The sequence below is a fragment of the Streptomyces sp. HUAS MG91 genome (assembly GCF_040529335.1).
Lineage (GTDB): Bacteria > Actinomycetota > Actinomycetes > Streptomycetales > Streptomycetaceae > Streptomyces > Streptomyces tabacisoli.
The window spans coordinates 3,028,011-3,040,974 of sequence record NZ_CP159534.1; the positions used below are offsets into that span (position 1 = coordinate 3,028,011).

The 12,964-nt window shown below is 74.7% G+C and carries 7 protein-coding genes; 1 reads left to right on the forward strand and 6 read right to left on the reverse strand.

Translation table 11 applies throughout. From position 1 onward, the window contains the following. Positions 1–26: 26 nt before the first annotated feature. Positions 27–3,809: an SDR family NAD(P)-dependent oxidoreductase gene (locus ABII15_RS13925; RefSeq protein WP_353942636.1), complete on the forward strand. Its 3,783-nt coding sequence runs from the start codon at positions 27–29 to the stop codon at positions 3,807–3,809. 71 nt (positions 3,810–3,880) lie between these two features. Here the strand turns inward: ABII15_RS13925 and ABII15_RS13930 are convergent, their stop codons facing one another. From ABII15_RS13930 to ABII15_RS13955, 6 genes are all read right to left on the reverse strand, one after another. Further along, a complete protein-coding gene (locus ABII15_RS13930; RefSeq protein ID WP_353942637.1) occupies positions 3,881–4,654 on the reverse strand; it encodes an alpha/beta fold hydrolase in 774 nt (257 codons plus the stop codon). Beyond that, positions 4,647–5,738: an HAD-IIIC family phosphatase gene (locus ABII15_RS13935; protein ID WP_353942638.1), complete on the reverse strand. Its 1,092-nt coding sequence runs from the start codon at positions 5,736–5,738 to the stop codon at positions 4,647–4,649. Before ABII15_RS13935 ends, ABII15_RS13930 begins: the two co-directional genes overlap by 8 nt. Beyond that, complete coding sequence (locus ABII15_RS13940; RefSeq protein ID WP_353942639.1) at positions 5,735–6,886, reverse strand: acyl-CoA dehydrogenase family protein; 1,152 nt, start codon at positions 6,884–6,886, stop codon at positions 5,735–5,737. Before ABII15_RS13940 ends, ABII15_RS13935 begins: the two co-directional genes overlap by 4 nt. Positions 6,887–6,897: 11 nt before the next feature. Then, positions 6,898–7,152: an acyl carrier protein gene (locus ABII15_RS13945; protein ID WP_353942640.1), complete on the reverse strand. Its 255-nt coding sequence runs from the start codon at positions 7,150–7,152 to the stop codon at positions 6,898–6,900. 66 nt (positions 7,153–7,218) lie between these two features. Further along, a complete protein-coding gene (locus tag ABII15_RS13950) occupies positions 7,219–8,064 on the reverse strand; it encodes a 3-hydroxyacyl-CoA dehydrogenase NAD-binding domain-containing protein (RefSeq protein ID WP_353942641.1) in 846 nt (281 codons plus the stop codon). Between the two features lie 80 nt (positions 8,065–8,144). Beyond that, positions 8,145–12,944: an SDR family NAD(P)-dependent oxidoreductase gene (locus ABII15_RS13955; protein WP_353942642.1), complete on the reverse strand. Its 4,800-nt coding sequence runs from the start codon at positions 12,942–12,944 to the stop codon at positions 8,145–8,147. Positions 12,945–12,964: the final 20 nt, after the last annotated feature.

Consider the following 12,964-nt stretch of genomic DNA (forward strand, 5'->3'; position numbering starts at 1 on the left):
AACCCCCCTGACCAAAGAGGTCCAAAGTGACGGAGACCGACTATCAGTCCGCGGTCGCGATCATCGGCATGTCGGGGCGTTTCCCCGGCGCGTCCGGTGTGCGCGAGCTGTGGCAGCACCTGCTCGACGGAACGCCGGGGCTGCGTGAGATCACCGACGAGGAACTGCGCGCCGCGGGCGTCGATCCGCAGCGGCTCGACCCCGAGTACGTCCGGGTCGGCGGCCCGGTGGACGGCATCGACCGCTTCGACGCCACCGTGTTCGGGTTCAGCCCGCGCGAGGCGGAGACGATGGAGCCGCAGCACCGGCTCTTCCTCGAATGCGCCTGGGAGGCGCTGGAGAGCGCCGGGCACTGCCCGACCTCCCACGACGTCCCGGTCGGCGTCTTCGCCGGCTGCGGCTACCCCGACTACATGCGCGACAACCTGGCCGGGCTCGGCGACGAGCCCGGCGGCCACCTGCTGCTGGCGGCGGGCAGCGAGCGCGACTCGCTGACCTCGCTGGTCGCCTACAAGCTGGGGCTGCGCGGCCCCAGCATCACCGTGCAGACGTTCTGCTCGACCTCGCTGGTCGCGGTGCACATGGCGTGCCAGAGCCTGCTCACCTACGAGTGCGACACCGCCCTCGCCGGCGGCGTCGCCCTGCCGCTGCCGCAACCGGCCGGCTACCGCTACGAGCAGGGCGGCATCCTCTCGCCCGACGGCACGGTCCGCAGCTTCGACGCCGCCGCCAACGGCAGCGTCATGGGCAGCGGCGTCGGCGTCGTCGCCCTCAAGCGGATGACCGACGCCCTCGCCGACGGCGACATCATCCACGCCGTGATCCTCGGCTCCGCGGTCAACAACGACGGCCGCGAACGGGTCGGTTACACGGCGCCCGGCGTCGAGGGCCAGGCCGGAGTGATCAAGGCGGCGCTCGACGTCGCCGACGTCAAGCCCGAGAGCGTCGGCTACGTGGAGTGCCACGCCACCGGCACCAATCTGGGCGACGCGATCGAACTGACGGCGATGAGCAAGGTGTTCCCCGACGGCCGGGACACGCCCTGCGTGCTGGGCTCGCTCAAGCCCAGCGTCGGCCACCTGGACCGCGCCTCGGGGGTGACCGGCCTGATCCGCGCCACCTTCGCGGTGCGCGAGGGGGTGCTGCCCGGCACGCCCGGCTTCGATGCGCCCAACCCGGCGCTGGCCACGGCCGGTGACCGGTTCGCCGTCCACACGCAGGCCCGGCCCTGGCCCGCCGGGGCGCACCCGCGCCGCGCCGGCGTCAGCTCCTTCGGCCTGGGCGGCACCAACGCCCACGTGGTGCTGGAAGAGGCGCCGCGCCCCGCCGACCCGCCCCGGCGGCCCGGCCCGCAGGTGCTGGCGTTCTCCGCGGCCGACCGGCCCGCGCTGGACGCGCTCACCGACCGGCTGCGCGCACACCTGGCCACGCACCCCGAGATCGACCTGGCGGACGTGGCGTACACCCTTCAGCGGTCGCGCGGGCAGTTCGGGCTGCGCCGCGCCGTGGTCTGCGCGGACCGTGCCGACGCGGTGGCCGCGCTGGCCGATCCGGCCCGGCTGCTCGACGGCGAGACGCAGCGGCAGGACGCGACGGTGCGGCTGACCGGCGCCGCCGACGTGCCGGACGCGTGGTGGGCCGGGCTCGGCGCCGCGCTCGGCGCGGTTCCCGGTACGGACCGGGACGGGGTGCTCGCCCTCGCCGCCGAGACGCTCACCCGGCTCGGTGTCCGCGTGGTCGCCGAGGCAGGGCCCGACACCGTCGAGGCCCGCCTCGGCGAGGGGCCCGCCGCGCACTGGCCCGCGACCGTGCTCGCCAGGCTGTGGCTGGCCGGTGTCCGCGTCGACTGGCCGGCGCTGCACCTCGCGCCCGGCGGCGCCCGCACCGCCCGGCTCGTCGAACTGCCCACGTACCCCTTCCAGCGGCGCCGTTACTGGGTGGATCCCGCGCCCGCCGAGCCGGTCCGCGCGGAGCGGTCGGCGGGCCGGACGGACGACGTCGCCGACTGGACGTATCTGCCGACCTGGCGGCAGCGGCTGTTCCCCGCGGCCGACCTGGACGCGCGGCTCCGGGCCGCCGGCCCCTGGCTGGTGCTGTCCGGCGACGCGCGCGGCGAGGCCCTGATCGAGCGGCTGCACACGGCCGGCGCCGAGGCCGGCGCCATCCGGCTCGGGGACGGCTTCGACATGGACGAGGCCGGCGATCTGACGGTCGGTCCGGTCCCGGCGGACGACGTGGCCGAGGCGCTCTCATCCCTGATGGTGGCGCCGCGGACCATCGTGCACGCCTGGAGCCTGGCGGACCCGGGCGACGCTCCGGACGCCGCGTCGGCCGGATCCGCGGCCGCCACGGCGGCGTTCGACGCGGGCCAGGAACTCGGCGTCCACAGCGCGCTCGCCCTGGCCGGCGCCCTCGTCCGGGACGCGGTGGGCGGCGAGACGGAGCTGGTGCTGCTGACCTCCGGCGCGGCGGGCGTCACCGGGGCCGAGCCCAGCCGTGCCGCGCACGCGGCGCTGGCCGCGCTGGCTCCCTCGCTGGCGCAGGAGAACCCGGCCCTGGGCTGCCGTTCCGTCGACGTGGACGAGGCGGCCGCGGGCGGTGACCGGGCGCTGTCCCGGATGGCGGAGGCCGTGCTCACCGCCGCCGTGGCCGACCACGAGGGGCCGGTGGCCGTGCGTGCCGGGGAGACCTGGCTGCGCGGGTACGAGCCGCTGCGTCTCGACCGGCCGCGCGAGCCGCTGTTCCGGGAGGGCGAGACCGTGCTGATCACGGGCGGCCTCGGCGACGTGGGGCTGACCCTGGCCCGTCATCTCGCGGGGACCTACCGGTGCCGGCTGGTGCTGACCACCCGGGCCGCGCTGCCGCCCCGCGAGGAGTGGCCGCGCTACGAGCACGCCGCGCCGGACGGCGCGGAGCGGGTGGCCCGGCACGTGCGCAACGTGCTGGACCTGGAGCGGCGCGGCGCCGAGGTCCTCGCCGTCTCCGCCGATGTCGGCGACCTCGATCAGATGCGCGCGGCGGTCGACGAGGCCGTGGCGCGGTTCGGCGGGATCGACGTGGCGGTGCACGGGGCGGGCGTGCAGGACCCGCGCTTCTTCCGCGAGGCGCACCTGTCCGACCGGGAGGTCCGCGCCGCGCACTTCGGCGCCAAGGTCGGCGGCTTCCACGTCCTCCAGGAGGTGCTCCGGGGACAGTGCCCCGACCGGCGCATCACGCTGTCGTCGATCGCGGCGGTCCTGGGCGGCATCGCCCTCGGCCCGTACGCCGCCGCCAACGCCGCCCTCGACGCCTGCGCGAGGACCGCCCGCCGCGACGGCACCGGGAACTGGACGACCGTCGACTGGGACACCTGGGGCATCGACCCGGCGCGCTTCGACGGCGAGCTGGTGATGACCCCGCAGGAGGGTGTCGACGTCTTCGAGCGGGCCCTCGCCGCCGTCGACCGGGTCGCCCATCTCGCCGTCTCGACGGGTTCCCTGGAGGCGCGGCTCGACCGGTGGGTCGCCGGCCGTGCGGCGCGGGCCGAGCCCGTCGACACCCGGGAGCGCCACCCGCGCCCGCTGCTCAACGTCCCGTACGCGGAGCCGGGTGACGATCTGGAGGCCACCCTCGCCGAGGTGTGGGCGGCGATCCTGGGCCTGGACCGGGTCGGAGTGGACGACAACTTCTTCGAGCTGGGCGGCCATTCGCTGCTCGCGATCCAGGTCGCCAACCGCATCCGGACCGAGACCCGCGCCCCGATGGCGGTGACCGCCATCGTCGAGCACCCCACGGTCCGGGAACTGGCCGAGGTGGTGCGGGCCGGCTGACGGCCCGCACGAACGCCGGTGGGGCGTGACCGCTCGTAGCGGTCACGCCCCACCGGCGTTCTGCGTCGGGATCAGCTCGCGGACAGGGCCCAGGGCCGCAGCGCGGACTCGATGTGCCGGTGGGTCGCGGCGGCCTGTTCCAGCGCCGCGAAGTGCCCACCGCTCAGGGTCCGCAGGGTGAACGGACCCGTGGTGTGCGCCTCCCAGGCCGCCGCGTCGGCCACGGAGGCCCGCGGGTCGTCCGTCGCCGCGAGCGCCGTCACCGGCAGCGAGAGCGGGGCGCAGGGGACGTACCGGTAGTTCTCCTTGACGGTGAAGTCGGCCCGGAACGGCGGCAGGACCATGGCGAGCAGCGCCCGGTTGCCCAGCAGCCACTCGGGGGTGCCGCCGAGCCTGCGCAGCACCTCGGCGATCTGCTCCGTGGACATGTCCCGGATGGGCGTGAGCCCCTCCAGGCCCCCGCACAGCTCGGGGGCGCCGCAGCCGGAGACCATCAGGTGCACCGGCTCCGGTCCGCCGACCGCCCCGATGCGGCGCACCAGTTCGAACGCGGTCATCGCGCCGAGGCTGTGTCCGTAGACGGCGTACGGGACGCCGCCGGAGTCGGCCACGTCGGCGAGGACCGCCTCGGCGAGATCGGCGACCAGGTCCTCCATGTGCGCGTACGGCGTCTCGCGGTGCCGTCCCTCGCGGCCCGGCGGCTGCACCGGGCGGACGTCGACCCCGGGGACGGCGCCGATCCACGACCGGAACGCCGAGGCGGACCCGCCGGCGTGCGGCAGGCAGTACAGCCGGAGGGGCTCGGCGCCCGGGCGGTAGGGCAGCCAGCGTGCCGGGTCAGTCATCGGCGTCGCCCGCCGAGTCGACGATGTCGAGGGTGACGTAGGCCGGCGGGTCCTGGAGGTTGTCCAGGTCGGCGCCGAGCACCACGCGGTCGCCGTCGCGGCTGACCTCGGTGAAGCCGCTGAAGGCGTAGGTGATCTGCATCATGCGGTTGCGGCCGGTCTCCACGAAGTCCGCGTGCAGCTCGGCCCCGGCCGTGCGGGCGAGCCGCATGAGGTGGTTGAGGAGCACCATGCCGACGCCTCGGGACATCACGCGGCAGGACATCAGCATCATCCGCAGGTGCCAGACGTCCCCCGCCCGCTCCACCAGGGCGAGCCCGATCTTGCCGTAGCCGCCGAACCGGTCGGTCAGCGAGGCGACGAGCAGCAGGTGGTCGTCGGACCTGCGCAGCTCGTCCAGTTCGTCGTACGAGTACGTACGGCCGGTGGAGTTGAGCTGGTTGGTGCGCAGCGTGAGTTCCTCGGCGCGCTGGAGGTCCTCGCGGCGTGCGGGCGCGATCGTGAAGCGCATGTCGAGCCCGGCGAGGAACTCCTCGCTGGTGCCGACGAATTCACGGGCGAGCCCGTCCCGGGTGAGCTGCGCCCGGTACATGCCGCGGCGCTCGGCCGACTCGTCGGTCACGAACCGCGGCCGGAAGTCCGGCCGGTGCAGCACTTCGTCGATGTCGACGACGTCGACGCAGGTCACCTCGGGCACCACCGCCTCGACCTCGGCCCGTTCGAAGGGCTGGTCGTCGACGAACGCGAAGGCGTCCAGGCCGAGGTTGAGGGCGCCCGCGATGTGCCGGATCGAGTCCGACTTGGCGTTCCAGCCGATCTGCGGGCACAGGAACAGGTCCTCGATGCCGAGGTCGCGGAGGACGGCCAGCGCGGTCTCGGGGTCGTTCTTGCTGGCCACCGAGTGCAGGACGCCCATCCGGTCCAGGCGGCGGATGTGCTCGACCACGTGCGGCCTGAGCGTCACCTCGCCGTCCTCCAGGAGGACCCCGTCCCACAGGGTGTTGTCCAGGTCCCACACCACGCACTTGATGCGTCCCTGTGCGGGCTTCGTCGGCAGCGCGGCGACCGCGCCCTGCTGGCTCATCGCTGGTCCTCCGGGGTCCTGCCGTAGTCCTGCCGGAACGCCTCGTCGGCGATGGTGATCCGCTGGATCTCGCTGCTGCCCTCGATGATCTCCATGACCTTGGCGTCGCGGTAGAAGCGGGCCGTCGGGGAGCCGGGGGCGCAGCCGAGCGCGCCGTGGATCTGCACGGCCTCCGTCGCGTGCCGGGCGGCGGCGGTGGAGGCGAAGTACTTGGCCACCCAGGTGGCCATGATGGTCGCGGAGTCCCCGGCGTCCTTGAGCCGGCCGGCCTCCTCGCAGAGCAGCCGCGCCGCCCGTACGTCGGTCACCATGTCCGACAACTTGGCGCGGATCAGCTGGAGTTCGGAGAGCGGGGCACCGCCGACGGTGCGCTGTGCGGCGTATCCGGCGCTGGCGTCCAGGCACGCCTGGACGATGCCCACCGAACCGGCGGCCACGCTGTAGCGCCCGAGGTCCAGGACGCCGGACAGCACCATGCCGCTGGCGAAGCCGCTCGGCCCCACCAGGGCGTCGGGGCCGAGGAGGACCTCGTCGAAGGCGACCTCGGCCAGCATCGACGCCCGGGTGCCGAGCATGTCGTGGATCGGCTCGACGCGTACGCCGGGCGCGGTGCGCGGGACCAGGAAGGCGCTGATGCCCGACCCGTTGCGGGCGAAGACCAGGAAGAGGTCGGCGCGCGCCCCGTTGGTGATCCACTTCTTGACGCCGCTGAGCAGCCAGCCGCCACCGTGGGCGGTCGCGGTGGTGGTGATGCCGACGGCGTCGCTGCCCGCGCCGGGCTCGGAGAGGCAGAACGCGCCGAGGACGCGGCCCGCGGCGAGGTCGGGCAGCCAGCGTTCGCGCTGGGCGTCGCTGCCCCAGCGCTGGACCGCCCAGGACACCATGGTGTGGACGGTCAGCAGGCTGCGTACGGAGGAACAGCCGCGGCCGATCTCCTCGTGGACGGCGCCGAGTCCCCGCATGTCCAGGCCGGCCCCGCCGACCTCGGGCGGCAGGAACGGGGCCCACAGGCCCGCCTCGGTCAGGCGGGCCAGGAACTCCTCCGGGATCGCCCCGGCACGGTCCCACCGGTCCGCCTCCGGAACGACATGGGCGTCCACGAAGGACCGGACGGCGCTCCGGTCGAGTGTCGGGAGAGCAGTGGTCATCGTCCTGGTCCCTACGCGGAGACGGCGCCGGCGAGGCGGCGCTCCACCAGCTCGGCCATCGAGGAGACGGTGCGGAAGTTGTCGATGCGCAGTTCGTCGTTGGGCAGGGAGACGCCGAACTCCTTCTCGATGAACATCACGAGCTCCATCGCGAAGAGGGAGTTGATGAAGCCGAGCGAGAAGATGTCCTGGTCGTCCGTCAGCTCGGCCTGCGGGTGGCGGCCGACGATGAAGGCGCGGATGGTCTGCGCGTGGGTGTTCGCCATGAGAGTGCTCCTCGGAAGGGAGAGACAGGAGAGGGAGAAGGGGAAGAGTGGTGCGGGAGGTACGGCTCAGCCGTCGTACGTGTAGAAGCCGCGGCCGGACTTGCGGCCGTGCAGCCCCGCGTCGGTCATCTGCTTGAGCAGCGGGCAGGGGCGGTACTTGCTGTCGGCGTAGTGCTCGTAGAGCACCTCGACGCTGTAGAGGATCGTGTCGACGCCGATGAGGTCGGCGGTCTCCAGGGGGCCCATGGGGTGGCCGAAGCAGCCGCGGAAGACCTCGTCGACCTGCTCGGCGGTGGCGACGCCCTCGTGGACCAGGTAGGCGGCCTCGTTGACGGTCAGCATCAGGACGCGGTTGGAGACGAACCCGGCCGAGTCCTTGACCTCCACGGCCTTCTTGCCCATGCCGGTCAGCAGGTCGCGGGTGCGCTGGACGGTCTCCTGCGAGGTGTGGACGCCGGGGATCAGCTCGACGACCGGCTTCGCGGGCACCGGGTTCATGAAGTGGACGCCGACGGTCTGGGCGGGGCGGCTGCTCAGCGAGGCGACGCGGGTGATCGGGATCGCCGAGGTGTTGACGATGACGACGGTGTCCGGCGCGCAGACCTCGTCGATCTCGCGGTGCACCCGCTGCTTGATCTCCCAGTTCTCGGTGACGTTCTCGATCACCGTCGACGCCTTGGCCAACGCGCCCACGCCCACCGCGGTGGTGATGCGGGCGAGGATCTCGTCGGCGTCGAGCGCGGGGCCGCCCATCAGGGCGCTCATGCGGCAGTTGCGGGTGATCGTGGCGCGGGCCGCGTCCAGGGTCTCCTCGTCCTTGTCGACGAGCACGACGTCGTACCCGCACTGCGCGAGGTTCTGGGCGACGCCCACGCCCATCACGCCGGCGCCCACCACTCCGATGACGCTCATGTCCACTCCGTTCGGTCGTACTGCGGTTGTTGTGTCCGTTGCCGTGTCTGTCGCTGTGTCTGTCGCGGGCTCGGCCGCTGTCAGGCGCGGGCCGCCGCGCGGCGGGCGCCCAGCGCCTGTCGCCTGCGCTCCATGCGGTCGCCGGAACCGGTGTCCCGCGCGGCCGTCGCGTCCGCCGAAGCGCCGGCCAGGGCGGCGGTCATGGCCGCGACGGTCGGGTGCTCGAAGAGCAGGGCCGGGGCGACCGGCCGGCTCAGCCGCTTCTCCAGGGCGGCCACCATCGACAGGCCGATCAGGGAGTTGCCGCCGAGCTCGAAGAACGGGTCGTGCACGCCGACCTGTTCGAGGCCCAGGTACGCGCTCCACACGTCGGCGACCGTGCTCTCCAGGCCCGCGGCCGGGGCCACGTACGCGCTGCGCAGGTGCGGGCGCGGGAAGCGGGTGGTGCCGACCGCCTCGCGGGCCGTCCCGGCGGGCGCGTCCAGGTCGGACAGCGACTCCCAGGCGCGGCGGGCCGCGTCCAGCGGCTGGCGCAGCGCCAGGACCGGCCCCCGCGCCCCGGCGATCAGCCGGTCGAGGAGGCGGCATCCGCCCTCGTCGGTGAAGCCGTACGTGCCGCGGTAGGCGCGCACGCGTTCCGCGAGGCCGTCCTCGGCCTCGGCGCCCCAGGCGTCGTGCTGCCAGGGGCTCCAGGCCACCGAGAGGACCCGGGTGCCGGGGGCGGCGTCGGCGAGTCGGGCGGCGTACGCGTCCAGGACGGTGTTCGCGGCGCAGTAGTCGCCCTCGCCCAGGCCGCCGAGCACGGTGACCGCGGACGAGTACAGGACGAGCAGTTCGAGGCGTTCGTCCTCGGGGGCCGCGGGGCCGGTCAGCTCCGCGAGCGGGGCCATCGCCAGGACCTTCGGCGCGAGCACGGCCGCCGTCCGCTCCGGGGTGCCGCGCACGGCGAGCCCTCCGGCGGGGACGCCCGCCGCGTGCACCACGCCGTGCAGGGCGCCGAAGTGCTCGCGGCACCGGCGCAGCGCGCCGCGCAACTGCTCGGGCACCCCGGCGTCGGCGGTGAGCAGCAGGACCTCGGCGCCGGCGGCCTCCAGCGCGGCGACCTCGCGCAGGGTGCGGGCGGCGGGGGTGCCGTCGTCCGGCGCGGCCCGGTCCAGGGGGGTGCGGCCGACCAGGGCGAGCCGGCGGACGCCGGAGTCCACCAGGTGGCGGGCCAGGGTCAGGCCCAGGCCGCGGGTGCCGCCGGTGATCAGGTAGGTGCCGTCCGGCCGCCACACGGCGGGCGGGGCGGCGGGCAGGTCGATCCTGCCCCAGCCGCGCAGCCAGCGGCGGCCGCGGCGGACGGCGGCCAGGGCGTCGGCGCCGGTGTCCGTCTCCGGGTCCGTCCACGGGCCGCGGCGCAGTTCGTGGCCGAGGGCCACCGCCGCCTCCGGGAGGTCCGGGCCGGTCTCCAGGTCGAGGCCGCGCCAGCGCAGGGCCGGATGTTCGCTGCGCAGGATGCGGCCGAGGCCGTGCACGAGGGACCGTTCGGGGGCGGTGACGTCCCCGCCGGTCACCTCGACGGCTCCGGCGGTGACCGTGAGCAGGCGGGTCTCCCGGCCGCCCGCGGTGTCGGCGAGGGCCTGGAAGGCGAGGAGAAGGGTGTCGAAGCCCCGGGTGACGGCCGTGCGCAGCGCCGTCTCCTCGGCCTGCGCCTCGGGGCCGGTGGTGGCCCGTGAGTCCAGGCTCCACAGGTGGGCGAGGTGCAGGGGCCCGGAGCCGAGCGCGGCGGCCGCGGTGAGGACCTCCTTGTGGTGCGCCGGGTCCGCCGGGTCGATGACGAGGCGCCGGCCGTCGCGGCGCGGGCCGGTGCCCGCGACCACTTCGAGGACGGGCGTGCCCGCGGCGGCGGCTAGGTCGGCGAGCGCGGCGCCGGTGCCGCCGCCGTCGCCGAGGACGACGAGCGGGCCGTCGAGGGCGGGCGCGAGGACGTCGTGGGCGACGTCGCGCTGCCAGGTCGGCGCGTAGCAGGCGTCCGTGGGGTCGGCCCGGCCGTCGTCGGCGGGGCCCGTGCCGGGTGCGGTGACGGGGCCTGTGGCCGGTTCGGGCCAGAAGCGGGTGCGCTGGAACGGGTAGCCGGGCAGGTCGGTGAGGGCGGCTCCGGCGGTGCGCAGTGCGGGCCAGGACACGTCCACGCCGGTTTCCCAGACGCGGGCGCAGGTCTCCAGGAGCGCGCCGCGCGCGTCCTTGCGGTTCTGGGCGGGCCACGGCGCGGGCAGTGTGCCGAAGACGGCGTGCGCCTGGCCGGGGCCGTTCTGCCGGACGAGTCCGCCGAGGGTCTGTCCGGCGCCCAGTTCGACGTAGACGTCGACGCCCAGCGTCGCGCAGTGGGCGATGCCGTCGGCGAAGCGGACCGGGCGGACCAGGTGTTCGGCCCAGTACTCCGGGTCGGTGGCCTGGGCCGCTGTCAGCCGGGTGCCGGTGAGGTTGGAGACGATGGTGCCGGTGGGTTCCGCGCGGGGCACGTCGGCGATGAGGGCGGCCAGCCGGGCGCGGGCCGGTTCCAGGAGCGTGGAGTGGAAGGCGTGCGCGGAACGCAGCGGCCGGCAGGCCACGGAACGCTCCGTCAGATGCCGCTGGACGCGTTCGATCTCGTCCGGGCGGCCGCTGAGCACGGTCATGTGGGGGCCGTTGAGCGCCGCGACGTCGACCGTGGCGCCGCACTGGGCGAGGGCCGCGCGGGTCTCCTGCTCGCCGACGGAGACGGCGAGCATCCGGCCGGGTTCGGCCGCCTCGATGAGCCGGGCCCGTTCGATGACGATGCGCAGCGCGTCCTCGGGGGTGAACACCCCGGCCAGGCAGGCGGCGACGTACTCACCGAGGCTGTAGCCGATGAGGACGTCGGGAGTGATGCCCCAGTGGCGGAGCAGAACCGCGAGCGCGTACTCGACGCTGAAGAGGAAGGGGTGCGCCACCTCGGCGTGGTGCAGCGGGTCGTCCGCCTCCTCGGGGGCGGCGGACGCGCGGCCGAGCAGCGCGGCCAGGTCGGGGGCGCCGGAGGGGGCGGCCTCCTCGGGGAAGAAGGCGGGGCGCAGGTCGACGCCGCAGCCGTCGGCGACGGCGATGCAGCGGTCGACGGCGGCGGCGAAGACGGGCTCGTCCCGGTAGAGGCCGCGGCCCAGACCGGCGTACTGGTCGCCCGTCCCGGGCAGCAGGAACGCCACGCGCGGCCGGCCCCGGCCGCGGCGCACGCCGGGCTCGCCGGGTTCGGCGGCCGCGCCCGCGAGGAGGGCGGCGGCCTCCTGGTGTCCGGTCGCGACCACGGCCCGCCGGAACTCCTGCGCCGAGCGGCCCTCGCGGAGCGTGTACGCCAGGTCGGCGAGGCGCGTGCCGTCGGGTGTGCCGATCCGTTCGGCGAGCTCGCCGAGGCGGGCGCGCAGGGCGTCCGGTCCCGCGGCGGAGACGGTGAACACCTCGGCGCGCGGCGGAAGGGGCTCGGCGGACTCGGCGGCCGGAGCGGCCGGTTCCGGGGCGGCTTCCAGGACGAGGTGCGCGTTCGTGCCCGACCAGCCGAACGAGCTGACGCCGGCGACCCGTCGCCGCCCGTCCTCGACGAGCGGGTGCGAGCGTACGGCGGGCCGGACGGTGCCGTCCTCCGGCACGGCCTCGGCCGGGGCGGTCTGGTGCAGGTTGGGCGGTACGACGCCGTGCTTGAGGACGAGCACGGTCTTGATCAGTCCGGCCACGCCCGCCGCGGAGAGCGTGTGGCCGATGTTGGTCTTCACGGCGCCGACGGCCAGCGGGCGGTCGGCGGGACGGTCCTTGAACACGTCGTGCAGGGCGCCCAGTTCGATGGCGTCGCCGAGCCGGGTGGCCGAGCCGTGCGCCTCGACGTAGGAGACCTCGCCGGGTTCGACGGCGGCCGCGGCCAGCGCCTCCTTGATGACGGCGGCCTGGGCGGCCCGGTTCGGCGCGGTGAGGCCGTTGCTGTGGCCGTCCTGGTTGACGGCGGAGCCTCGCAGGACGGCGTGGATGCGGTGCCCGTTGCGCAGGGCGGAGGACAGCCGCTCCAGGACGACGACGCCGCCGCCCTCGCCCATGACGTAGCCGCTGGCGCCCGCGTCGAAGGTCCGGCACTCGCCGTCGGGCGAGAGCATCGACGAGGCGCAGGCGTACACGAAGGAGGTGTCGGGCTGGATCATCGCCAGGGACACCCCGCCGGCGATCGCCAGCTCGCACTCGTCGCGCCGCAGGCTCTGCGCGGCGAGGTGCACCGACACCAGCGACGACGAGCAGGCGGTGTCGACGGTGAGCGTCGGCCCGCGCAGGTCGAAGTGGTAGGCGATGCGCCCGGACGCCACGCTCGGCGAACTGCCCTGCACCAGATAGGGATCGGTGTACGCGACCGGCCCCTGGCGTTCGGTCTGGAGCCTGCCGTACTGGAAGGTGTCGAACAGGCCGATCATGACGCCGGTACGGGTGCCGGCCAGCCGCTCGGGCGGCGTGCCGGCGTTCTCCATGGCCTCCCACACCAGCTCCATGAGCAGCCGGTGCTGGGGGTCCATGCGCACGGACTCCTGGGGGGACATCCCGAACAGTTCGGCGTCCCAGCCCGCGATGTCCTTCAGGAAGGCGCCACGCCGGGTGTAGACCCCGTACTCCTCCTCGTACGGTTCGATGCGGAACCGCTCGGGCGGTACGTCGGTGACGGCGTCGCGGCCGTTGCTGATCAGGTCCCAGTAGGCGTCGACGCCGTCGGCGTCCGGGTAGCGGCACGCCATGCCCACGATCGCGAGGGGTTCGGTGGCGCGTTCCTCCAGCTCGGTGACGCGTCGCCGCGTCCGTGCGAGGTCGGTCGTCGCCCGCTTGAGGTAATCGCGCAACTTGTCTTCGGTTGCCATCAGTTTCGGACTCTTCTCAC

Excerpts from the sequence above, each read along its gene's own strand:
- ABII15_RS13930 (WP_353942637.1), bottom strand. The coding sequence starts at position 4,654 with ATGACTGACCCGGCACGCTGGCTGCCCTACCGCCCGGGCGCCGAGCCC.
- ABII15_RS13935 (WP_353942638.1), bottom strand. The coding sequence starts at position 5,738 with ATGAGCCAGCAGGGCGCGGTCGCCGCGCTGCCGACGAAGCCCGCACAG.
- ABII15_RS13940 (WP_353942639.1), bottom strand. The coding sequence starts at position 6,886 with ATGACCACTGCTCTCCCGACACTCGACCGGAGCGCCGTCCGGTCCTTC.
- ABII15_RS13945 (WP_353942640.1), bottom strand. The coding sequence starts at position 7,152 with ATGGCGAACACCCACGCGCAGACCATCCGCGCCTTCATCGTCGGCCGC.
- ABII15_RS13950 (WP_353942641.1), bottom strand. The coding sequence starts at position 8,064 with ATGAGCGTCATCGGAGTGGTGGGCGCCGGCGTGATGGGCGTGGGCGTC.
- ABII15_RS13955 (WP_353942642.1), bottom strand. The coding sequence starts at position 12,944 with ATGGCAACCGAAGACAAGTTGCGCGATTACCTCAAGCGGGCGACGACC.